This window comes from Actinosynnema pretiosum (genome assembly GCF_024171695.1).
GTDB lineage: Bacteria > Actinomycetota > Actinomycetes > Mycobacteriales > Pseudonocardiaceae > Actinosynnema > Actinosynnema pretiosum.
Genome location: NZ_JAMTCF010000008.1, coordinates 147,127 through 167,827, shown reverse-complemented (window position 1 = coordinate 167,827; position 20,701 = coordinate 147,127). Strand labels below are relative to the sequence as shown.

At 73.8% G+C, this 20,701-nt stretch carries 16 protein-coding genes; 10 read left to right on the top strand and 6 right to left on the bottom strand.

Features of this window, described 5'->3' with window-relative positions:
- The first annotated feature begins 162 nt into the window (after window positions 1-162).
- A complete protein-coding gene (locus LV78_RS18140) occupies window positions 163-399 on the top strand; it encodes a response regulator transcription factor (RefSeq protein ID WP_253846445.1) in 237 nt (78 codons plus the stop codon).
- 4 nt (window positions 400-403) lie between these two features.
- Here the strand turns inward: LV78_RS18140 and LV78_RS18135 are convergent, their stop codons facing one another.
- Both LV78_RS18135 and LV78_RS18130 read right to left on the bottom strand, forming a co-directional pair.
- Entirely contained in the window at window positions 404-898 is a 495-nt protein-coding gene (locus LV78_RS18135) for a methylated-DNA--[protein]-cysteine S-methyltransferase (protein WP_253846444.1), read from the bottom strand.
- Window positions 895-1,785, bottom strand: coding sequence for an AlkA N-terminal domain-containing protein (locus LV78_RS18130; RefSeq protein ID WP_253846443.1), 891 nt, complete (start codon window positions 1,783-1,785; stop codon window positions 895-897). Before LV78_RS18130 ends, LV78_RS18135 begins: the two co-directional genes overlap by 4 nt.
- Before the next feature lie 130 nt (window positions 1,786-1,915).
- Here LV78_RS18130 and LV78_RS18125 point away from each other — a divergent pair, with 130 nt between their 5' ends.
- The 3 genes from LV78_RS18125 (at window position 1,916) to LV78_RS18115 (ending at window position 5,515) form a co-directional block, all read left to right on the top strand.
- A complete protein-coding gene (locus LV78_RS18125) occupies window positions 1,916-2,701 on the top strand; it encodes a cupin domain-containing protein (protein WP_253846442.1) in 786 nt (261 codons plus the stop codon).
- Window positions 2,702-2,845: 144 nt separating this feature from the next.
- Window positions 2,846-4,294, top strand: coding sequence for an alpha/beta hydrolase (locus LV78_RS18120; RefSeq protein ID WP_253846441.1), 1,449 nt, complete (start codon window positions 2,846-2,848; stop codon window positions 4,292-4,294).
- A gap of 135 nt (window positions 4,295-4,429) precedes the next feature.
- Complete coding sequence (locus LV78_RS18115; protein ID WP_253846440.1) at window positions 4,430-5,515, top strand: DUF4034 domain-containing protein; 1,086 nt, start codon at window positions 4,430-4,432, stop codon at window positions 5,513-5,515.
- A gap of 55 nt (window positions 5,516-5,570) precedes the next feature.
- On the opposite strand, the gene LV78_RS18110 is transcribed toward LV78_RS18115, so the two are convergent.
- Entirely contained in the window at window positions 5,571-10,733 is a 5,163-nt protein-coding gene (locus tag LV78_RS18110; protein ID WP_253846439.1) for a PDDEXK-like endonuclease domain-containing protein, read from the bottom strand.
- Window positions 10,734-11,403: 670 nt separating this feature from the next.
- On the opposite strand from LV78_RS18110, the gene LV78_RS18105 reads away from it, so the two are divergent.
- Window positions 11,404-11,979 (top strand): antibiotic biosynthesis monooxygenase, encoded by a 576-nt coding sequence (locus LV78_RS18105; protein ID WP_253846438.1) that lies wholly within the window; start codon window positions 11,404-11,406, stop codon window positions 11,977-11,979.
- 133 nt (window positions 11,980-12,112) lie between these two features.
- Entirely contained in the window at window positions 12,113-13,546 is a 1,434-nt protein-coding gene (locus LV78_RS18100; RefSeq protein WP_253846437.1) for a WGR domain-containing protein, read from the top strand.
- A 92-nt stretch (window positions 13,547-13,638) separates the two neighbouring features.
- Here LV78_RS18100 and LV78_RS18095 read toward each other — a convergent pair whose 3' ends face one another.
- Window positions 13,639-14,241: a response regulator transcription factor gene (locus LV78_RS18095; protein WP_253846436.1), complete on the bottom strand. Its 603-nt coding sequence runs from the start codon at window positions 14,239-14,241 to the stop codon at window positions 13,639-13,641.
- Window positions 14,238-15,365, bottom strand: a complete 1,128-nt coding sequence (locus tag LV78_RS18090) for a sensor histidine kinase (RefSeq protein WP_253846435.1) — start codon at window positions 15,363-15,365, stop codon at window positions 14,238-14,240. Before LV78_RS18090 ends, LV78_RS18095 begins: the two co-directional genes overlap by 4 nt.
- Window positions 15,366-15,527: 162 nt before the next feature.
- Between LV78_RS18090 and LV78_RS18085 the strand changes: the two genes are divergently transcribed.
- From LV78_RS18085 to LV78_RS18075, 3 genes are all read left to right on the top strand, one after another.
- A complete protein-coding gene (locus LV78_RS18085; protein WP_253846434.1) occupies window positions 15,528-16,412 on the top strand; it encodes an ABC transporter ATP-binding protein in 885 nt (294 codons plus the stop codon).
- A gap of 48 nt (window positions 16,413-16,460) precedes the next feature.
- On the top strand, window positions 16,461-17,180 hold the full coding sequence (locus LV78_RS18080) for an ABC transporter permease (RefSeq protein WP_253846433.1): 720 nt from the start codon (window positions 16,461-16,463) through the stop codon (window positions 17,178-17,180).
- 94 nt (window positions 17,181-17,274) lie between these two features.
- A complete protein-coding gene (locus LV78_RS18075; protein WP_253846432.1) occupies window positions 17,275-17,529 on the top strand; it encodes a transcriptional regulator in 255 nt (84 codons plus the stop codon).
- Between the two features lie 80 nt (window positions 17,530-17,609).
- Here the strand turns inward: LV78_RS18075 and LV78_RS18070 are convergent, their stop codons facing one another.
- Window positions 17,610-19,292, bottom strand: coding sequence for a transglycosylase domain-containing protein (locus LV78_RS18070; RefSeq protein WP_253846431.1), 1,683 nt, complete (start codon window positions 19,290-19,292; stop codon window positions 17,610-17,612).
- 276 nt (window positions 19,293-19,568) lie between these two features.
- Here LV78_RS18070 and LV78_RS18065 point away from each other — a divergent pair, with 276 nt between their 5' ends.
- Window positions 19,569-20,684: an acyltransferase family protein gene (locus tag LV78_RS18065; RefSeq protein WP_253846430.1), complete on the top strand. Its 1,116-nt coding sequence runs from the start codon at window positions 19,569-19,571 to the stop codon at window positions 20,682-20,684.
- Window positions 20,685-20,701: the final 17 nt, after the last annotated feature.

The following is a 20,701-nucleotide window of genomic DNA, read 5'->3' as shown; positions in this document are numbered from 1 at the left end:
AAAAAAGGTGGGCGCGGGGTCCGGAACCCGCGCCCACCTAACTCTGAAGAGTTAACTCGAACGCCTGACTCCCCACTCGCAAAACCCTTTCGCCTTGACGCTCCCAACCCCCTTCCGTACCGTCGCCGAACGGGTAGTGCTCACCGCCGAGGCAGGTGCGACATGACGCGCACGAGCGCACGCCAGGACGAGGTGCTGGCGCTGATCGCACGGGGGATGTCCAGCAGGGAGATCGCGGAATCCCTGGCCATCTCCCCGAAAACCGTGGAGTCCCACCTCCAACGCCTCTTCGACCGCTACGGCGTCCGCAACCGAGCAGGCCTGGTGGCCCGCTGGCTGTCCGACTCGGAGGACGTCTACCAGCGCTTCGTGAGCTCCAGCCGGGACGGCGACCGCTGACCTCTCACCGCGCCCCCTCCAGCTCCAGCAGCCACAGCTTCCGCTCCATCCCGCTCGCGTACCCCCGCAGCGACCCGGTCGACCCCAGCACCCGGTGGCACGGCACGATCAGGCTGATCGGGTTCCGCCCGTTCGCCGCCCCCACCGCCCTGGCCGCCGTCGGCGCGCCGACGCGGACCGCCAGCGCGCCGTACGTCGTCGTCCCCCCGTACGGGATGGACCGCAGCTCCTCCCACACCGCCCGCTGGAACGGGGTGCCGCGCGGGTCCACCGGCACGGTGAACTCCCTGCGCCTGCCCTCGAAGTACTCCGCGAGCTGCTGCGCCACGTCCGCGAACGCCTCGTCGTCGCGCTCGCCGAACGTGTAGCTCTCCGGCAGGTAGCGCTGCTCGCACACGTACAACCCGGTCAGCGCCCCCTCCGGGGTGGCGACCAGGGTCAGCTCGCCCAGCGGGCTGTCGAGCGTGGTGTGCACGCGGTCCACGTCCGTCCTCCTCACGTCGGCATGGTGTTCACCGGGTGGTCCCCGGTCGCCCACAGGTGCTGCACGGCGTGCGCCCGCCACGGCGACCAGCGCCGCGACCTGCGCTCCAGCTCCCCCGCGCGGTCGGGCAGGCCCAGTGCCGTCGCGGCGGCGCGCACGCCCAGGTCGGTGGGCAGGAACGCGTCCGGGTCGCCCCAGGCTCGCATGGCGACCGTCTCCACCGTCCACGGCCCCAGGCCCGGCAGGGCGAGCAGGGCCGCGCGGGCGCGGGCGGGGTCGCAGCCGGGACCGACGTCCAGGCCGTCCGCCAGCGCGGTCGCCAGGTTCAGCAGGGCGGTGCGGCGGGACCTCGGCATCGCGAGCGTCTCCGGGTCCACCTCCAGCAGGGCGCGCGGCGTCGGGAACAGGTGGGTCAGGCCGCCCTCCGGGTCGTCGACCGGCTCGCCCCGGTCGAGCACCAGGCGGGCGGCGTGGGTGCGGGCGGCGGCGGTGGAGACCTGCTGGCCGAGGACGGCGCGCACGGCCAGCTCCTGCGGGTCGGTGGTGCGGGGCACGCGCCTGCCCGGCGCGGCGGCGACGAGCGGGGTGAGCACCGGGTCGGCGGAGAGCGCGGCGTCGATCTCGGCGGGGTCGGCGTCCAGGTCCAGCAGGAAGCGGCAGCGGGCGGTGGCGGTGGCCAGGTCGGCGGGGTCGGTCAGGCGCAGGCGGCACGCGACGTGGTCGGGGCGCGGGCTCAGCGCGACGACGCCGGGGCCGCCGGGCAGGCGCAGGGTGCGGCGGTACGCGCCGTCGCGCCACTCCTCGACGCCGGGCACGGCGGTGGCGGCGAGGTGTCCGAAGAGGTTGTCGGGCAGCAGCGGCGCGCGGAACGGCAGGCGCAGCTCGACCTCGGTCGTGGGCACCGGGGGAGTCTGCCGCACGGCGGCCGTCCGGCGCTGGCGGGAAACGGCCGTCCGGGTGACGCGGAGCGGCGGGCAGACCCGTTCGCGCGGCCCGGTTGGGCCACTCGCGCGCGCGACTAGGCTGAACGCCGTGGACGTGCTCACGACGCTGCTGGACGCCCCCGGCGCCCACCGGGCGTTCGTGGTGCGCTCCCTGCTGGACCCGCCGTGGTCGGTGCGGGTGGCCGCGCGCGCCCCGCTGACCGTGCTGGCGGTGGTGCGCGGCGAGGCCTGGGTGCGACCGGACGGCGCCGCGCCGCAGCGGATCGCGGAGGGCGACGTGGCCGTGCTGCGCGGCCCGGCCCCGTACACGGTGGCCGACGACCCGGCGACCCCGCCGAGCGCGGTGGTGCTGCCGGGCGGCCGGACCACGACGCCGGACGGCGGCGAGCTGCGCTGGGAGTGGGACGGCGCGCCGGGGCAGGAGTCGGACGGGTCGGTGGTGCTGCTCAGCGGCGTGTACCGGTTCGCGGACGGGACGGGCGCGCCGCTGACCGCCCTGCCGCGGCTGGTGGTGGTGCCGAGCGCCCGGCTGGCGCCGCCGACCGGGGTGATCGACGGGGCGGCGGGGCCTGCCGAGCGCGCGCCGGACCGGTTGGTGGACCTGATGCTGGTGTCGGCGCTGCGGTCGTGGTTCGACGGTGGCGGTCGGGCGCGCGCGGACCCGGAGGTGGCACTGGCGCTGCGCCTGCTGCACGCCGATCCGGCGCACCCGTGGACGGTGGCGGAGCTGGCGGCGGGCGCGGGGGTGTCGCGGGCGGCGCTGGCGAAGCGGTTCACCGAGTCGGTGGGCGAGCCGCCGATGGCGTACCTGGCGTCGTTGCGGGACATCGGATCCGCTCCGACGGGGTGGGGCGCGGGTCGCAAAAAGGCTTGAAAGTCCTTAGTGGACTATCCATAAAGTACTTAAGGCACGCCGCCCGCCATTCGCGGGTTTGCGACCAAGCGCCGTCCGCCCCTTAATCCCGCCCCCGCGCCGGGTGCACAATCCGAGCACTCCCCCACCGAAGGAGGAAGTGCTGTGCGACCGCTGGTCCGCGTGCTGGGTGTCGTCGTGGCGAGCGTGCTGCTCGCGGGCACGGCCCAGGCGTCCCCCTCCCCCACCGGCATCTCCTGGGCGCCCTGCCCCGAGCTGGCCGACGTCGAGTGCGGTGAGCTGTCCGTGCCCGTCGACCGGGCCGATCCCGGCGACGGGCGGGTCGGGGTCGCCGTGGCCCGACGGGTCGCGTCGGACCCCGCGCGGCGGATCGGGGTGCTGGTGGTCAACCCCGGTGGGCCGGGCAACTCGGGGGTGGACTTCGTGCTGCGGGCGGACGGGGTGTTCAGCCCGGAGGTGCTGGCGCGGTTCGACGTGGTCGGGTTCGACCCGCGCGGGGTGGGGCGGAGCGGGGCGGTGGTGTGCTCCGCGGAGGTGGTGGGGCGTCGGCCTCGGGTTGCGCCTGGTGGTGCTGCGGAGTTCGCGGCTCTGGCCGCCTACAACGCCGAGCTGGAGGCGGATTGCCGGGCGCGGACCGGGCCGCTGCACGACCACGTGGACACGCTGAGCGTGGTGGAGGACGTGGAGGCGTTGCGCGTCGCGCTGGGAGAGCGGCGGATCAGCTTCTACGGGCTGTCGTACGGGACGTTGCTCGGGCAGCAGTACGCGGAGCGGCACGGGGCGCGCGTGCGCGGGGTGGTGGTCGACAGCAACGTGGACCACAGCCAGGGGACGTGGCGGTACGCCGAGGTCGAGGCGGCCGGGGCGGAGGACGCGTTCGAGGAGTTCGTGGCGTGGTGCGGGCGGACGTCGGGGTGCGCGTTGCACGGGCGGGACGTCGGCGCGGTGTGGCGGGGGTTGCTGGAGCGGGCGGAGCGGGGGACGTTGGTGCTGCCCGGCGCGGGCACGCCGATCACGGCGGACGCGTTGCGCAAGAACGTGCGCGGGGCCTTCTACGCGCCCGCGTGGGCGTCGCTGGCGGAGCTGCTGGTGGCGTTGGAGGCCGAGCCGGAAACCGTTGTGGCCGAACGGGAATCTGCTGCCGGGGCGGACGTGGTGGCGGAGCCGTTCCCGGCGGTGTTCTGCCAGGACTGGGCGTTGCCGGTGCGGGACTTCCGCGAGTACGCCGCGCTGACCGCGCGCGTGCGGCGGGTGGCCCCGAACATGGGCGGCGGGCAGCGGCCCGACCAGCCGATCGGGACGTGCCTGGGGCGGTCGGCGGATGTGGCGAACCCGCAGCGACCGCTGCGGATCACCGGCGCGCCGAAGGTCCTGATGCTGAACGGGGCGCACGACCCGGCGACGCCGCTCGCGGGCGCGCTGAACGCGCACCGGCAGGCCGGGGGCGCGGTGGTGCTGGTCACCTACGAGGGCGGCGGGCACGGGGTGTACCAGCGCAGCGCGTGCACCAGGGGTGTCGTGGACGCGTACCTGCTGGACGGGGTGGTGCCCGAGGACGGGACGCGGTGCCCGGCGGTGGAACCGGGGGCCTGACGGCTCCTTCCGCTGGAGCGCAATCCGGTTGGCGCGCGGCTGACCGGTGGTGCACACTTCCCCCGCGATCGGCCGCGCCACCCGTGCGCGCCTCGTCTCACACCGGTCACCGAGCCGTTCAGGAAGAAGCACCACGTGGTCCTGTCGTTGTTGTTGCACCCCAAGAAGTTCGTGAACACCCTGCGGCTCATGCGGGAGGCGTCGAAGCGCGGCGTCGAGATGGAGGACCTGCCCGACGAGGTGCTCGCGCCCCTGCTGCTGAAGAAGTTCGACGCCACCCGCTGGGGGCTCGTGCCCAACGACCAGGTGACGCGCAAGCCGCCCGCCGACCCGGAGCTGGACCGGGCGGTGGCCGAGGCGAACGAGGGCCGCTGGGAGGCGGGCGCCGAGCTGCTGGCGTCGACCAGGGGCGACTGGGCGCGCCGCGACGAGGTGATGCGCGCGCTCGCGCGGTGCGTGGAGGTGAACCAGGCGTTTCTGAGGCGCTGGCAGGAGAAGGACGGCTCGAACCCGGACCTGGCCTCGCTGCGCTCGATCGCGCTGGTGCACCTGGCGTGGCAGGCGCGCGGCAGCCGGAGGGCGGCCCAGACCAGCGACGAGCAGGCGGCGGGCTTCCACCGGTTCCTGGCGCAGGCCGACGAGGCGGTGGACGTGGCGGCCGGTCTGCTGCCCGACGACCCGACGCCGTGGATGGCGCGGGTGATGGTCGCCAGGGGCCTCGGCTACGACCACGACCAGTTCCGCGAGGCGTGGGGCGAGCTGGTGGCCAGGGACCCGCACCACCGGGGCGGGCACGTGCAGGCGTTGCAGTACTGGTGCGCGAAGTGGCACGGGTCGGACGAGCTGATGATGGCGTTCGCCGAGGAGGCGATGCGCTCGCACCCGTCGCTGGCGGTGCTGCCGATGCTGGCGACCGAGGAGCTGCCCGACCGGGAGGACGGCGACGACGACGCGCCGTGGCAGACGCCGGTGGTGCGCGAGGCGCTGGAGGTGCTGCTGCCCCGGCTGGCGGCGGAGGGCAACGCGCCTCGGGCGGTGCGGACCGATCGCGGCTACGCGATCTTCGCCTTGACCGCCAACGGGCGTCATGCAGAGGCGGTGGAGCAGTTCCGGATCCTGGGCGCGCAGGCCGACGCGGACCCGTGGGCGAGCCGCTCGAACGGGTTGCTGGCGTTCTTGCAGCAGCGGGCGGACGCGTGCCGGCGGGCGGGGAAGCCGTGAGGTGAGGTCCCGGTGGCGGCGCGGGAAGCACGAGCGCCGCCACCGGGTCGCCCCGTCACCCCCGCAGGGGCGCGACGGCCTCGAAGCGGTTCTTGACGTTGTCCGTGAGCCGCTTCAACCCCAGCAGTTCCAGGACCGCGCGGCGCAGGGCCTCCTCGTCGAGGTTGTCGCCCGTCGTGGCCGCGTGGTCCAGCAGGGCGACCAGCTCCCTCGGCGGCACCTCCTCCAGGGCGCGGGGACCGAGGTCGCGGGTGCGGACCTCCGGCTGGTCGGGCAGCCGGTAGGTGCGCGCCTTGAGGCCGGCCTCGGCCAGCGGGTTGTCCTCCACGAGCAGCTCTTCGCGGACCGCCTGCGCGATCGCCTTGTTCAGCTCGCTGGCCACCTGCTTCGTGACCCTGATCGCGCCCGACGCCCGGACGTAGGCGGTGTGCAGCCTGCCGCCCAGCACCGGGCCCTCCTGGGCCACGACGCGCACCAGGCCGTCGATCAGGTCGCGCTTGCCCGCCTCCCCCAGCGGGGCGACGACGCCGGTGAACGGGTCGTACCGCGCGAGGAGGACCTCCTGCGGTCGAGCGGCCCGGTCAACGGGCTCGGGCTGGGCGGGAACCGGCTGGGCGGGCGCTGGCTCGACCACGACCGGCTCGACCACCACGGGCTCCGGGACCACCACGGGCTCCGGGGCGACCACGACGGGCGCGGGAGCAGCCGGGACCACGACCGGAACAACCGGCTCGGGCTGGACGACGGGCGCCGCGGCCACGAGGTCGACGACCGGCGACTCCCCCGCCACGACCACCACCTCGGGACCGGATGGGTCGTCCTCCTCCGACACCCACCCCGACGGGTGGATGTCCAACTCCTGCAACGCGTTCCACAACCGCGCCAGGACCGCGGGCCGGTCCGCGTAGAACTCCGACTCGCGGATGCGGAAGAACCGCCACCCGCACCGCTCCAGGTCGCGCTGCCGCGCCATGTCCCGCTCGTAGGCGTCCGGCCCGTGCCACGCGTCGCCGTCGCACTCGACCGCCAGCCGGGCCTTGCGCCCCACCACGACCAGGTCGATCCGGTACCCCTCCGCCGGGAACTGCGGGACGACGCTGTGGCCCCGGTCCACCAGCCGGTTGAACACCCGCTGCTCGAACAGCGAGTCGAACGGCTCGACCCGCTTGTCCTCCGGCACCACCGCGCGCAGCGCGCCGTCCTCGTCCTCACCGCGCCGGGCCACCGAGTAGCAGTAGTCCAGCAGTTGGAACCGCATGTCCTCGGAGTTGTTCAGGTCGCTCAGCCGCAGCGAGTGGAACACCCACATCTGGTCCTTGGCGCGCGACGCCGCCACGTTGTAGCGCTGGACGTGCATGTCCTGCGTCTGCGCCACGACCCGGCCACCGGGCTCGTCGGACCTGGCCTTGACCATCGACAGGAACATGACGTCCCGCTCGGAGCCCTGGAAGTCGGCGGAGTCGCCGCACCTGAGGTCTCGCGCCTTCCACTCCTCCGGCGCGATGCGCTCCATCAGCCGCTTCTCGATCGCCTTGGCCTGGGTGGGGCCCAGCAGCGACACCACGCCGAAGGTCAGCCCGTCGTAGCGCGGGTCGGCGACGCACTTCTCGATCTGGTCGACGATCGCGTCGGCCTCGACCGGGTTGTAGCGGTAGGAGTCCGAGCCCCGCTCGTGCCCGTCGGCCAGGAACACCGGCTTGACCGGCTCCAACCGGTCGGCCCCGTACTGGCGCACCGGCACCAGCCGCACCCCGTCGGGCTCGTAGGCGATCCGGTTCGAGAAGCCGATGATCTCCGGGACGCAGCGGCGGTGCTCGACGAGCGTGATCATGCCCTCGAAGCGCATCTTGGCCTCGTCGAACAGGCTCCGCTTCGGGTCCTGCCAGGAAGCGCGGTACGGGTCGTCCCACAGGTACTGCTGGGCGAGGTCGCGCAGCTGCTGCTGGTCGGCCCCGACTGCGGACGGCGAGACCTGCCGGTCGTCACCGATGATCACGATCTTGGGCGCGAGGTACTGCAGGAAGGTCGCCTCCAGTCCGGCCTGAGACGCCTCGTCCACGATGACGACGTCGAACATGTCCGGCCTGACCCGGAACTGCTCGGCGATCCGGTAGACGGGCATGATCCACACCGGCACGGCGGGACGGCAGCGCTCCATCGCCGCCCTGATCTCGGCCCTGCGCTGGGCCGCGTAGACGCCGGTGCCCTTGCCGAGCCGCTTGACCAGCTGCGCGTACTGCTGCAGGTCGGCGCGGGCCTTGCCGGACAGCCGCTCCGGCGACACGGCGTGCCCCCAGGCCCGCTCGGCGGCCAGCCGCTCGACCCTGTCGCGCACCGCCTCGTCGACGCGCAGCACCTCGGCCTGCAGCGCGTTGACGTCCTCGGCGCCTCGCTCCAGGACCCAGCGCCGCGTCACGGCCCAGTTCCACGCCTCGTCCCACCCGGCCAGCCGGTCCGCCCACGCCGGGTCGCCGGGATCGGCGGTGACCGCCGCGAGCACCCTGGGCGCCTCGCGGTCGAGCGCCGCCGCGATCTTGTCCCGGACGTGGACCGCCAGGACGACCTCCGCCAACCTCGCCAGCCTGCGGTGGGTCCCGGCGTACCCCTCGTGGTCGCGCTCCAGGGCGGCGCGGGCCAAGTCGCGCGCGCACGGCGCGGCGTCCGCCCACCGCGCCACCTCGTCGGCGGTCCGCACGACCTCCTGCAGCGGCACGGTCGCGGCGGTCCGCGCGTCGAAGGCCGCGGCGGCGTCGACCAGCCGCGCGTAGGTCTGGACCGCTTCGAGGTCCGTCCAGTTGGGACGGGGGAGGCCCAGGCCGGCGAGGCCGCGCTCCTCGGCCTCCAGCTCGTGCCCCAGCGCCAGGACCCGGCGCAGCTGCGCCAGTTCGGTCACGTGCCACTGGAGCCGCTCGCCCAGGGTGTCCTCGGCGGGGACCTGCACCGAGTCCGGCCACGCCCGGTCCAGCGCGCCCAGCACCTTGCACGCCTCGGCCCAGCACAGGAAGGCGTCCAGCTGCTCGACCGAGGTCGGTGGCACGCCGTTGACGCGCACCGCCTGGAACAGCGGCTGGGCCTGCTTGACCGGCTTCGGCGCGAGGACGCCCGCCTTGGGCGAGCCGTCCGGGTTGGTCTTGAGCTTGCCGCCCTCGGCGACGTGCGCGCGCAGCGCGCCTGCGAGCGCGACGAGCGCGCCCAGCTCGCCCTCGCGGACCTCGACCTCGGTGAGCGGGCCGAGCCGGTCGACCAGCGGGGTGGCGCGGTCGACGAGCTGGGCGACCTGGTCGCCGCGCGAGCGCCAGGGGGTGGCGCGGCCTGCGAGCACGTCGGCCAGCGCGCCGTCCATCCACTGCTCGCGGCGCCGGGACAGGTCCTCGGCCTCGCGCGCGAAACCGTTGAGCCGCTGGCGGAGCACTTCCCTGGTGGCCGGTTCGAGGCCGCGCACGGCGTCGAACGCGGAGTGCCCGGCCAGGGCGCTGTGCCCCTCCTCGGCGGAGATGGCCCGGCGCTCGGCGGCGACCAGCGCGGCGAACTCCTCGGGGGTCGGCACGTCGGCGAGCGGCAGCAGCCGGAGCCGCGACTCGGGTTCGTCGGCGTTCAGCGCCTCGTCGAGCAGGAGTGCGTGCCACCGCGCGACGTCTCCCCCGGCCACCGGGGAGGGGTTCGTGCCGTCGGCCTCGACCAGGTCGGTGATCCAGCCGAAGCGGCCCCGGTCGTGCTCGACGTGCCGCGCGAGGGCGGCGAGGGTGCCCCGGTGGCCGCCGACCTCGTGCTCGACGACCTCCTGGCCGCGCGCGTCCACCAGCCGCCGGTGCAGTTCGGCGCGGTCGCGCCGCAACCCGTCGATCGCCGCGAGGTGGTCGTCGACGGTCCGGCGCGCGCCCTCGTGGTCGTACTCGCCCGAGACCTGGCTGATCCGCTCGACGGCGACCTTGAGGTCGGTCAGGTCCGAGCGGGAGGAGCCGACCACCGAGACGGCCAGTGGCGCGATGGAGGCGGGCAGCTTGGCCCGGACCTCCTTGAGGGCGCGGTCGGTGTGCGCGGTGACCAGCACGCGCTTGCCCTGCGCGAGCAGGTGGGACAGCAGCGCGGCGACGGTGTGGGTCTTGCCCGTTCCCGGTGGGCCCTGCACGAGGGTCTGCGCCTTGGCGTCGACTTGGGCCAGGACGCGCAGCTGCCGCTCGTTGACGGGCAGCGGCAGGAAGGGCTCCTCGTCGAGCTGGACGAGGGCGCCCGGCTGGGGCGAGCGCTCGGCGGCGGGCCGGTGGTCCGGGTCGACCAGCGGGAGCAGCCCGTCCGGGACCGCGCCGGAGTCGGTGAGCTGCCTGGCGACGTCGTCCAGGATGTCCACGATCCCCTGGCGGGAGCGCTTGCGCAGGATCAGGGCGGGTGCGAACGCCGCCACGGCGTGCCGGGTCGCGGGCTGCTTGCCGTCCAGGTCGCCGTGGTAGGCGGCGTCGCCGTCGAGGGCGTGCACGAGCCTGCGCAGCACGTGGCCGAGGGAGTCCCGGTGCAGCGCGGAGGAGTGGACCTCGCGGGCCTCGGCCTTGACCTGGACGACGTGGGCGGGGTTCGCGATGAGGCCGGGGTCGAGCATGTCCAGCTCGACGGTGACGCCCTCCACGGCCTCGGCCTGGTGCAGGGAGAGCGTGCCGCTGAGGTCGTCGAGCTGGACGGTGGCGGGCACGGTGACCAGGTGCCGCTGGACGGTGTGGTGGCCGGGTGGCGCCCACGACAGGCAGCCGACGCCGATGACCAGTTCGAGCTCCTCGGCGTGCCCCGTCGCGGTGACGTAGGCGTGGAAGAGCTCGTTGTAGACGTCGCGGGCGGGCTTGTCCACCCTCTCCTTCTCGGCCCAGGGGGTCCAGCGCTCCAGCCAGGCGGTGTGCGACTCGCGGATCTCGGGGACGTCGTCGAGCGCGACGCGCTGCTCGTCCTCCCCGAGGGACTCGCGCAGGCGGGGCGCGTCGCCGGGCTCGTCCCAGTCGCCGTCGAGCCAGGGGCTCAGCGCGGCGCCGGGTTCCGGCGGGTCCTGGTGGGGGACCCGGTCGACCTCCAGCAGCGTCCGACCGGGCTCGGGCGCGACGTCGAGGTGCGCGGACCGGACCGAGGGGTGGTCCGGCAGGTCGCCGAACCACAGGGTCAGCTGGTAGCCGTTGGTGGTGCGGACCGGGTTCGACTTGAGCTGCTGGCTCCGGGCGAGGAACTCGAAGAGCCGCACCGCACGCCCCACCGCAGTGCCCCGCTCATTCGAAGCAGCACCGTTGTCAACCACTTCCCGCCCCCTGTCCTTCGGTCCAACCGGAACACGATGACCATCGCCGGAAGCGGGCCCGGCGATACAGCCGAATCCTCACTGTTACAAAACCAACAAGAACCCCTTAAACAAGTCCTTTAACACAGTTCTCAGCAAAAATCTGCATAGTTAACCCTAAAGGAGCAGTGGTCACCCCGGTCGAGCGAACAGGCAAGCCACCGAACGCAGCACAGCCGTGCTGCACGCGCCCTACCGGCGCCACCGAGTTCCTGACCTGGGAAATCCGTCGCTCGACATTCCCGCACCCGGTTCCGGGACCGGAGAAAATCCGCTGCCCGCACACCGGATAATCACCCAGCGAAATCACGCGCTCACGCAGCAGCGAATGCCGGAGTGGCGCGAACTCCGCTACTCCCGCACCGGGACCAGCCCGTTCTCCCAGGCCCACGCCGCGACGGTCCTCGGCCTCGTCCGGTCCTTCAGCACGAAACGAGCCCAAGGGCGCGGTCGGCGGTCCGCGTCCCCCTCGAGCATCCGCCGAAAGGCGGAGGCAGCGGTCAGCGGGCCTGCCTTCCGGGGGCGGGGGCGGAAAAGCGCTTGATCACCCCGAGGCCGCGCCCCGATAGTCGGGCGCGTGGACCAGGTTCAGCTCCCCGACGTCACCCGGCCCGACGTGGCGCTCGTGACGATCAGCACCGAGTACGCCGCCGGACCGCAGGACGAGGCCGTCGCCGACGCGCTGGCCGCGTGGGCCGATCCGCCGGACGGGCTGGTGAGCGCGACCGTGTTCGCCAGCGCGGACGGGGAGGTGGTGCTCACCTACGCGCAGTGGGCGGACGACTCGGTCCGGGACGTCGGCGGGGTCCGGTACCGGGTGGCGCGCAGCACCTCGGGGGCCGGGGCGCCCGGTTGCGTGATCACGGCCGGGTTCGACGTCGACGGGCCCGAGCGGCAGCGGCACGTCGTGGGGGCGGTCGTCGACGCCGCTGTCGCCGCCGGGCCGCTGTCCGGCGCGGTGAGCGCGCACTTCCACCTGAGCGAGGACGGCACCAGGGTGCTGAACTACGCCGAGTGGGTCTCGCCCGAGGCGCACGAGCGCGCCATGCGGGAGGCCGTGCTGGACGAGATCCACCGGGTGAGCCTGGAGACGCCGGGGGTTCGGCCGCTGCGGGGGCGGGTGCACCTGGCGCGCGGGGTGGTCCGGCCGTAGCGGAGCGGGGTCGGCGGGGCACTCCGCGTGCGCGTCACGGGTGCGGAATCGCTGGTCATCGGGCGTTCCGCCGGTTTTTGTCGGTGCTGCCAACTACCGTTCCCCCCAGATCACACGACGAGGGAGCGATCGCATGTCTGCCACGACGACCTACCTGGAGCTGTCCGAGGCCGGCGGTGGTGCGCACAAGTTCTACGAGGTGCGGGTCGACGGCGCCGAGGTCACCATCACCTTCGGGCGCATCGGGGAGTCCGGGCAGGTCCGGCAGTCCTCCTTCGCGGACCACGACAAGGCGGTCAAGGCCGCGCAGAAGAAGATCGGCGAGAAGGTCCGCAAGGGCTACGCCGAGGCCGTGCGGGGCGTGCGGCAGCGGCGGGCGGTGAGCAGGCGGGAGATCGTCAGCACCCGGTCCAGCGCGCGGCAGGCCCCGGTGCTGTGGCGGTTCGCGTCCGGCGCGCCCGCGTTCGGGATCTTCATCGGCGAGGACCACGCCTGGGTCGGCAACGAGAAGGGCGACGTCTACACGCTCACCCACGACGGGCAGGTCACCGGGCGGTTCGGCCTGCCGGACGCGGTCAAGTGCATCGTCGCCGACGACTTCTGGATCTACGCGGGCTGCGACGACGGCAAGGTCTACGACCTGGGCGGCAAGGTGCCGCGCGTGGCGTACGAGATCTCCGAGGACGTCGACATCTACTGGCTCGACATCCACGACGGCGTGCTCGGCGTCTCCGACCGGCAGGGCCGGGTGACGGTGGTCGACCACGAGGACGAGTTCCAGTGGTCGCGGCGCGCCAGCGGCGACGGGGCGTGGATGGTGCGCTGCTCGGACGAGGGCGTCTTCCACGGGCACTCGCGGGGCGTCACGCACTACACCGGGCGCGGCGACGAGGCGTGGCACTCGGACACGTCCGGGGCGGTGCTGTTCGGCTGGCAGGAGCGGGACGCGGTGTACGCGGGCACCTCGCGGGCGCTGGTGCACCGGTTCAGCAAGGCGACCGGGCGCGAGACCGCGTCCTACCGGTGCGACGCGGCCGTGTTCTCCTGCGCGACCTCGCCGGACGGGGAGTTCGTGTTCGCCGGGGACAACCAGTCCTCGGTGTACTGCTTCGCCGCCGACGGCACCCGGTTGTGGAAGCTGGCCACGGGCTGCGGGTCGGCGTTCTCCATGCAGTACCGGGACGAGCGGCTGTACCTGGTGACCACGGACGGGTCGCTGGCCTGCCTGGACGCGAGCCCGGAGGCGGTGCGCGCGGCCGAGCAGGGGCAGGTGCCGGAGCGGGTGGACATCAAGGCGGGGGCGATCGCCCGCGTCGAGGCCACCGCCGAGGTGGAGGTCGTGTCGGTCGCGCACGTGCCCGCCGGGGAGGGCGTGGTCGTGGAGTGCGTGCAGGAGAACGGGCGGCTGCGGGTGCACGTCGTGTCGGACGGGTACGAGCGGGGGTGGGGCGTGCAGTTCCCGAAGAACATCCGGGTGCCGGGGGCGCGGTACCTGGTGCACGACGTGGTGACCTCGGCGAACGGGTCGTTCTACCGGGTGCGCGGGGAGATCAGGCGGTTGAGCTGAGCTCGGGGCGGACCCGCCGGGTGTGGGCGGGTCCGCGACCGGCGGGCTCGCCCGGCGTGGTCGGGAGCGCCCGGCGTGGGCGCTCCCCCGCGTCACAGCCAGTCGTGCTCGCGCGCGTACCGGGCCGCTTCGTGCCTGGTGCGCGTCTGGGTCTTCTGCATCGCGTTCGACAGGTAGTTGCGCACGGTCCCCTCGGCCAGGTGCAGCCGGGCGGCGATGTCGGCCACCGAGTAGCCCTCGCCGGTCACCCGCAGCACGTCGACCTCGCGGTCGGTGAGCGGGCAGTCGTCCACGACGGCGAGCGCGGACACGTCCGGGTCGACCCAGCGCTTGCCGCCGTGCAGGGTCTTGATCACGGTCGCGATGTGCGCGGGTTCGGCGGCCTTGCTGACGAAGCCCTGCACGCCCAGCTTCAGCGCCTTGCGCAGCACGCCGGGGCGGGCGTGCCTGGTCAGCATCAGGATCACCTGGCCGGGCAGGTCGCGGCGGATGCGGGCGACCGCGCCGAGGCCGTCGACGCCGGGCATCTCCAGGTCGATGACGAGCACGTCGGGCCGGTGCCGCAGGGTGGCCTCGGCGGCGGACTCGCCGTCGTGGGCCTCGGCGAGCACGGTGATCTCGCCCTCCAGCGGCAGCAGCGCCGCCATGGCCTTGCGCAGCAGCGCCTCGTCGTCGGCGAGCACCACGGTGGTCATCGCTCCCCCTCCTGGCCGGTCGCGGGCAGTGCGGCGGCGGTGGTGAAGGAACCGTCCCGCTGCTCGACGGTCAGCGTCCCACCGCGCCCGGCGAGGCGTTCGGCGAGGGCGGCGAGTCCGCGCAGCGCGGGCGGGGCGTCCTGGGCGCCGTCGTTGACGATCGTGATCGCGGACGCGGACAGGGTGATGGCCACGCGGGTGGCCTCGGCGTGCCGCAGGATGTTCGTGGTGGTCTCGCGCAGCACCTGGCCGAGCAGCTCGCTCGCGCCTTCGTCCACATCGGACTCGCGGCGCAGCCGCACCCGGATCCCCGCCGCCTCGAACAGGTTCTTGGCGTTCTCCAGCTCGGCGGACAGGTTGAGCCTGCGCTGCGCGTAGACGAGGTCCTTGGTCTGCGCGATGGTGTCGGCGACCAGCGCGTGCACCTCCCGCAGCTCCTCCTCGGCGCGGTCGACGTCCACCCGCAGCAGCTTCTGCGCCAGCGCGACCTTGAGCTTCACCACGTGCAGCGTGTGCCCCTGGATGTCGTGCAGGTCGCTCGCGAACCGGACCCGCTCGCGCACCACCGCCAGCTCGGCCTCGCGCTCGCGCGCCTCGTCCAGCTCGTTGACGATGTCGTAGAACCGCTGGCTGGGGAACATGGCCGCGGCCATCAGCGCGGTGACCGCGACGGGGATGACGACGTACTCGCGGAGGACGTCGGGGCCGTCGAGCAGGATCTTCGCCCCGCCGACGGCGGCGGTGAACGCGATCAGCCCGGTGATCGCGAGGTAGCGGTGGCGGGGCAGCGTGGGGATCGCGAACGTGCCGACCACCGCGAGGCCGAGGTACCCGGTGGAACCGCCGGTGACCAGCGCGGCGAGCACCCACACCGCGGCGCCCGCGCCCATCAGCGGCAGCAGGAACCGGTGCAGGTCGCCGGAGGTCCACAGCAGGTAGCCGACCACGCCGACCGACGCCCCGATGAGCATGACGGCGGCCTGGACGAGGTTGGTGGCGTCGAAGAAGACGCTCGCCACCGCCACCAGGACCAGCGGCGGGATCCCGCTGAGGAGGTTGAGCCTGCGGATGGGGCCTCGCGTGACCACCGTCCGCTCGCGGTCGCGCGGCGATCCGGTCCTCATGGGGTTCTCCGTGGTCGGGGGCGGGCCGCCCACCAGTGTGCGCCGTGGACGGACCGGGTCACCAGTGACGTGGTGTCACGGGTGGACCCTGAGAGATGTCACGGGTGATCGGTGACGCGGGCGCACTGCCGGGTGATCACCGCAGCGGCTGGAATTGGGGCCATGACCTCCACCGCTGTCATCGACGTCGAGAAGCTGAACCTGGCCTACGGCGACTTCCAGGCCGTGAAGGACCTGTCGTTCCAGGTCCGGCGCGGTGAGCTGTACGCGCTGCTGGGCACCAACGGCGCGGGCAAGACCTCGACGCTGGAGATCGTCGAGGGGCACCGGGGCGCCACCTCCGGCACCGTGCGGGTGTTCGGAAAGGACCCGCGCGACCGGCGGGCGGTGCGGCCCCGGATGGGGATCATGCTCCAGGAGAGCGGGTTCGCGCCGGAGCTGACGGCGCGCGAGTCGGTCGCGCTGATCGGCGGGTTGAGCGGGCGCGAGGACGACGTGGACCGGGTGCTCGACGTGGTGGACCTGACCCGCAAGGCGGGCACGAAGGTCTCGCAGCTGTCCGGCGGCGAGAAGCGGCGGCTGGACTTCGCGACCGCCGTGTACGGCACGCCCGACCTGATCTTCCTGGACGAGCCGACGACCGGGCTGGACATCCAGTCCCGCGACGACCTGTGGGTGGCGGTGGACCGGTTGCGGGAGAACGGTTCCACGATCGTGCTGACCACGCACTACCTGGAGGAGGCGCAGCAGCGCGCCGACCGGATCGGGCTGATGCACCGGGGGTCGCTCCAGCGGGAGGGGACGGTGGCCGAGCTGACGCGGGCGCTGCCGTCGGCGATCCGGTTCACGCTGCCGCCGAACGCGCCGGAGCTGCCGCTGCCCGCCAAGCGGCTGGACGGCGGGGCGCTGCGGGTGGAGACGTTCGAGCTGGAGAACGACCTGTACGCGCTGCTGGGGTGGGCGCGCGCGAACGGGGTGGCGCTGCCGGACCTGGAGGCCGGGCCGACCCGCTTGGACGACGTGTTCCGCTCGCTCGACGACAACTGACCGCTCTCACCACCGCCGCTTTTTTCCACCACCGGGGAAGGGAATCCCATGTTCTCGATCGCGCTCAGCGAGCTGCGCCAGTTGTTCCGCAACCGGCTGGTGCTGGTCACCAGCCTGATCATGCCCGCGGCGGTCAGCGCGTTCTTCATCAACCAGCACGAGGTGTTCGCCGGGCTCGGCGGGCTCGGGTACATCGCGACGATCGTGCTGTTCACCGTGGCGTCGATCGGCCTGTACACGACGGTGGTGACGACGCTGGCCTCGCGCAGGCAGAACCTCTTCCTGAAGCGGCTGCGCTCGACGCCGCTGAGCGACGTGGGCATCCTGGCCGGTCTGGTGCTGCCGCTGACGCTGATCTCGGTGGTGCAGGTCGGGGCGATCCTGGTGGTGCTGGCGGCGGTGACCAGCACGCCGGAGAACCCGGCGCTGCTGGTGGTGGCGGTGCTGGCGACGCTGGTGATGCTGCTGGGGCTGGGGCTGGCGACGGCCGGGGTGACGAACTCGCCGGAGCACGCGCAGGTGACGACGCTGCCGATCACCATCGGGGTGATCGGGGTGGCGAGCTGGGTGGGGATCAGCGGGACCGAGGAGCTCGCGCTGGTCAAGCGGCTGCTGCCCGGCGGGGCGGCGGCGGAGCTGGTCGGCGACGCGTGGGACGGCGGCGCGGAGCTGGGCGACTCGCTGCTGCTGCTCGGGCCGACCCTGGCGTGGGTCGTGGTGGCGGTGCTGCTGGCGACCCGCATGTTCCGCTGGGAGCCGCGCCGCTGAGCGGGGCCCTGTGAGGTCGGCCACCGGTTCCGGGTGGGGTCGCCGCGCCGCGCGTACGCTGCGGCGACCCTCCGGACGGCCGAACGAGGACCCGATGCCCCACACCGTCATCCTGCGCACCGGAGCCCTGGACTCGGCGATCGCCGAGGCGGGGCTCGACGGCGTCTCCGCGGCGGCGGCGATGTCCCTGTCGCCGTCGGCGCTGGCCGTGGTGCGCGCGGGCGTGCGACCGCCGGACGCGGAGTTCATCGCGGGGGCGCTGGTGGCGTTCCCCGAGCTGGGGTTCGAGGATCTGTTCGAGATCACCCGCGAGGCGGACGACGAGCTGGGCGACGAGGCGGACGACTGATCCCGCCGGGCGCTCCGGCCGGGGACGCGGAACGGCGGGACCGGGCCCCGTGCGGGGACCGCTCACGGGCGTCCCGCGCGTCACCACCCCAGGGCCCTGACCGGCCCCAGCACCGCGCCCACCCGCACCGCCGCCGCCGGGTCGTCGGCGCGGTGCTCCCCCAGCGGGGTCATGCCGCGCAGGGCGCGGTTGCGGGCGCCGTCGGGTTCGGTCGCGAACAGGACCGCCGCGCTCGCCTCGCCGTCACCGCCCGCCAGCGACCAGGCCCACTGGCCGCTCTCGTCCAGGCTCCCCGCCGGGACGGCGGGCGCCACCTCGCCCGGTTCGACGGCCGGGTGGGGCGACTTCCGCTCCGGCGCCGCGTTCGGGGCCCGCCACACCACCTTCCCGTCCTTGCGCACCTCGGACACGTGGTGGGGCTGCCGGTACTCGCCGTGCAGGGCGACGAACGCGGCGGCCAGGCGCATCGGGGTGGTCGCGAGGGTCCCGCGCTCGCCGCCGACCTCGGTGACCAGCATCCGCTCCAGCCGCTCCGCGTACCCGTCCTTGGTGGCCCCGTCGCCGAGCGCGACCCTGCGCAGCACCCCGGCGAGGTCGCCGACCGGGCCGCTGGCCTGGAGCGCGTCGTTGTACCCGCGCTCCAGGTAGTCCGCCCCGCCGTAGAAGCCCAGCACCGCACCGCTCTCGGCCACCGTCGCCGCGCCGACCCGGACGTCCCGGTCGGCCGCGCTGCCCACCGGGTCGAGGCCCTCCAGCGCCCGCGCGACGCCCTCGCGGAGCCTGGCCATCGCCTCCGGCCGGTAGGTGGTGACCACCTCGTACCCGCCGCGCGCGAGCATCGCCGCGTCGGGCGCGCCCAGGTCTTGCCGGTGCTGCCCGTCGAGGTACTGGGTCGCGGCGTCGACCAGGTACCCGGTCTCGCCCGCCAGCTCGTCCACCCGGTGCCGCACCACGTCCGGGAACACCAGCGCCGCGCGCCTGGGCTGCTCCAGCCAGCCCTCGGCGACCATCCCGTCGAGCACGTAGTCCCACCGCGCGCGCAGGTCCTCCGCCGCCTCCGGGTCGTCGGGCGCGGAGGCGTAGCGGTACGGGGACTGGAGCAGCGCGGCCAGGTAGGCGGCCTTCGCCGCGTCGTCGCCCAGCGCGCTCACCGGCGTGCCGAAGTACGCGCGAGCCGCCGCCTCGACGCCGTACGCGCCCCTGGCGAAGAACGCGGTGTTCAGGTAGTCGCGCAGCACGTCGTCCTTGGGCACGTCCTGCCCGATCTTCAACGAGATCAGCAGCTCCCTGCCCTTGCGGCCGAGGGTGCGCTCCTGGGTGAGGTAGTGGTTCTTCACGTACTGCTGCGTGATCGACGACCCGCCCTGCAGCTCACCGCCGCCGAGGTTGTTCTTCACCGCCCGCAGCACCCCGCTGACCGACACGCCGGGGTCGTCGTAGAAGGACCGGTCCTCGGCGGCGAGCACGGCCAGCCGCACCATTTCGGGGATCTCCGCGAACTCCACGGGCTGCCGGTTCACCCCGACCTGGGTGATGCGCGAGCCGTCGGCGCGCAGGAACACCGAGGCCTCGCGGAGGGCGAAGTCGTTGGGCGCGGGGATCTCCACCACCCGCACGGCCACGGCCAGCCCGCCGAGCGCGAGCGCCACCACGGCGACGAGCGCTCCGGCGCCCCACCCGACCCGCCGCTTCCACCGACCGGGCGGGCGGGGCGGGCGGTCGCGCGCGGGCGCGGGCGCGCTGCTCGGTTCCACGGGGCTCACGGGTGCGTCATCGGTGTCCATCACCCGTGTTCACGACGCCGCGCCCCGCCGGGTTGCCCCGAAAGCGGAAGATCACCGTCCGCGACCCCAGGCGATTACGAAACCCGAACGCCACGCCCATTCACACCGACCCCCTAGAAAGGGCCACCCGGCCGACCCCCGAACGGGCACCGAAACCGTTCTTAGACACCCGTTCAGCCCTACCGCTAACACCCCCTCCCACCAGGGCGATTGCCGAGTGCCGCACGGCATCCGCTTCCTCGGAAGGGTATTTCCTTGTCACTGTTACACAAGCCCCGCAGTGTCGCAGAAAAACTCCCTCCTCCCCTCACCTCGCCTGCCTCGCACGGCAAGCTCCCCTCCCTCACCGGCCTCCGCTTCGTCACCGCCTTCGTCGTCTTCGGGTTCCACGTCGACGCCATGGGCCTGTTCGACGGCACGCCACTGGACGCCCCCGTGCACGCCGTGTTCGGGCAGGGCGCCACCGGCGTCGGCTTCTTCTTCCTGCTGTCCGGTTTCGTGCTCACCTGGTCCGCCCGCCCCGGCACGGCGGCCCGCACGTCGTGGCGGCGCAGGGCGGCGAAGGTGCTGCCCAACCACGTGGTCGTGTGGCTGCTCGCGCTCGCCGCCCTGGTGGTGACCGGTGGTGGCGCGCCCGCGCTGCCGTCGCTGGTGGGGTTGCCGCTGCTCCAGGCCTGGGTGCCGGTGCAGGGCGTGTACTTCGGCGTGAACACCCCGGCCTGGTCGCTGTCCTGCGAGGTGGCGTTCTACGCGGCGTTCCCGCTGCTGCTGCGCTGGGTCACCGGGGTGCGCCCGAGCCGGTTGTGGCCGCTGGCGGGCGCGCTGGTGGTCGCGGTGCTGCTGGTGCCGGTGCTGGCCGCGCCGATGCCGGGCGAGCTGGAGTACTGGTTCGTCTACGTCTTCCCGGTGACCAGGGGCCTGGAGTTCGCGCTGGGCATGGTGCTGGCGCGGGTGGTGAAGGCGGGCCTGTGGCCGCCGCTGCCGCTGTGGCTGGCGGGCGCCCTGTCGGTGGCCGCCTACGCGCTGTCGAGCGAGCTGCCGGACAGCTTCGGCTACGTCGCGGGCACCGTCGTCCCGCTGGCGCTGCTGATCCCGGCGGCGGCCGTGGCCGACCTGCGGGCGAGCCGATCCCCGCTGCGCGCGGGGCCGCTGGTGCTGCTGGGCGAGATCTCGTTCGCGTTCTACCTGCTGCACCAACTGGTGCTGCGGGTCGCGGAGTCCCTGCTGCCGCTGGGCGAGCTGACGGCGGCGGGCGCGCTTCTGATGACCGGCCTGCTGCTGCTGGCGTCGCTGGCGGCGGCCTGGCTGCTGCACCGCTTCGTGGAGCAGCCCGCGATGCGCCTGCTGACCGCGAGTCGCGCGCGGACGTAAGACGCGTCAGGGGGCCG

Excerpts from the sequence above, each read along its gene's own strand:
- LV78_RS18140 (WP_253846445.1), top strand. The coding sequence starts at position 163 with ATGACGCGCACGAGCGCACGCCAGGACGAGGTGCTGGCGCTGATCGCA.
- LV78_RS18100 (WP_253846437.1), top strand. The coding sequence starts at position 12,113 with ATGTCTGCCACGACGACCTACCTGGAGCTGTCCGAGGCCGGCGGTGGT.
- LV78_RS18095 (WP_253846436.1), bottom strand. The coding sequence starts at position 14,241 with ATGACCACCGTGGTGCTCGCCGACGACGAGGCGCTGCTGCGCAAGGCC.
- LV78_RS18090 (WP_253846435.1), bottom strand. The coding sequence starts at position 15,365 with ATGAGGACCGGATCGCCGCGCGACCGCGAGCGGACGGTGGTCACGCGA.
- LV78_RS18085 (WP_253846434.1), top strand. The coding sequence starts at position 15,528 with ATGACCTCCACCGCTGTCATCGACGTCGAGAAGCTGAACCTGGCCTAC.
- LV78_RS18080 (WP_253846433.1), top strand. The coding sequence starts at position 16,461 with ATGTTCTCGATCGCGCTCAGCGAGCTGCGCCAGTTGTTCCGCAACCGG.
- LV78_RS18075 (WP_253846432.1), top strand. The coding sequence starts at position 17,275 with ATGCCCCACACCGTCATCCTGCGCACCGGAGCCCTGGACTCGGCGATC.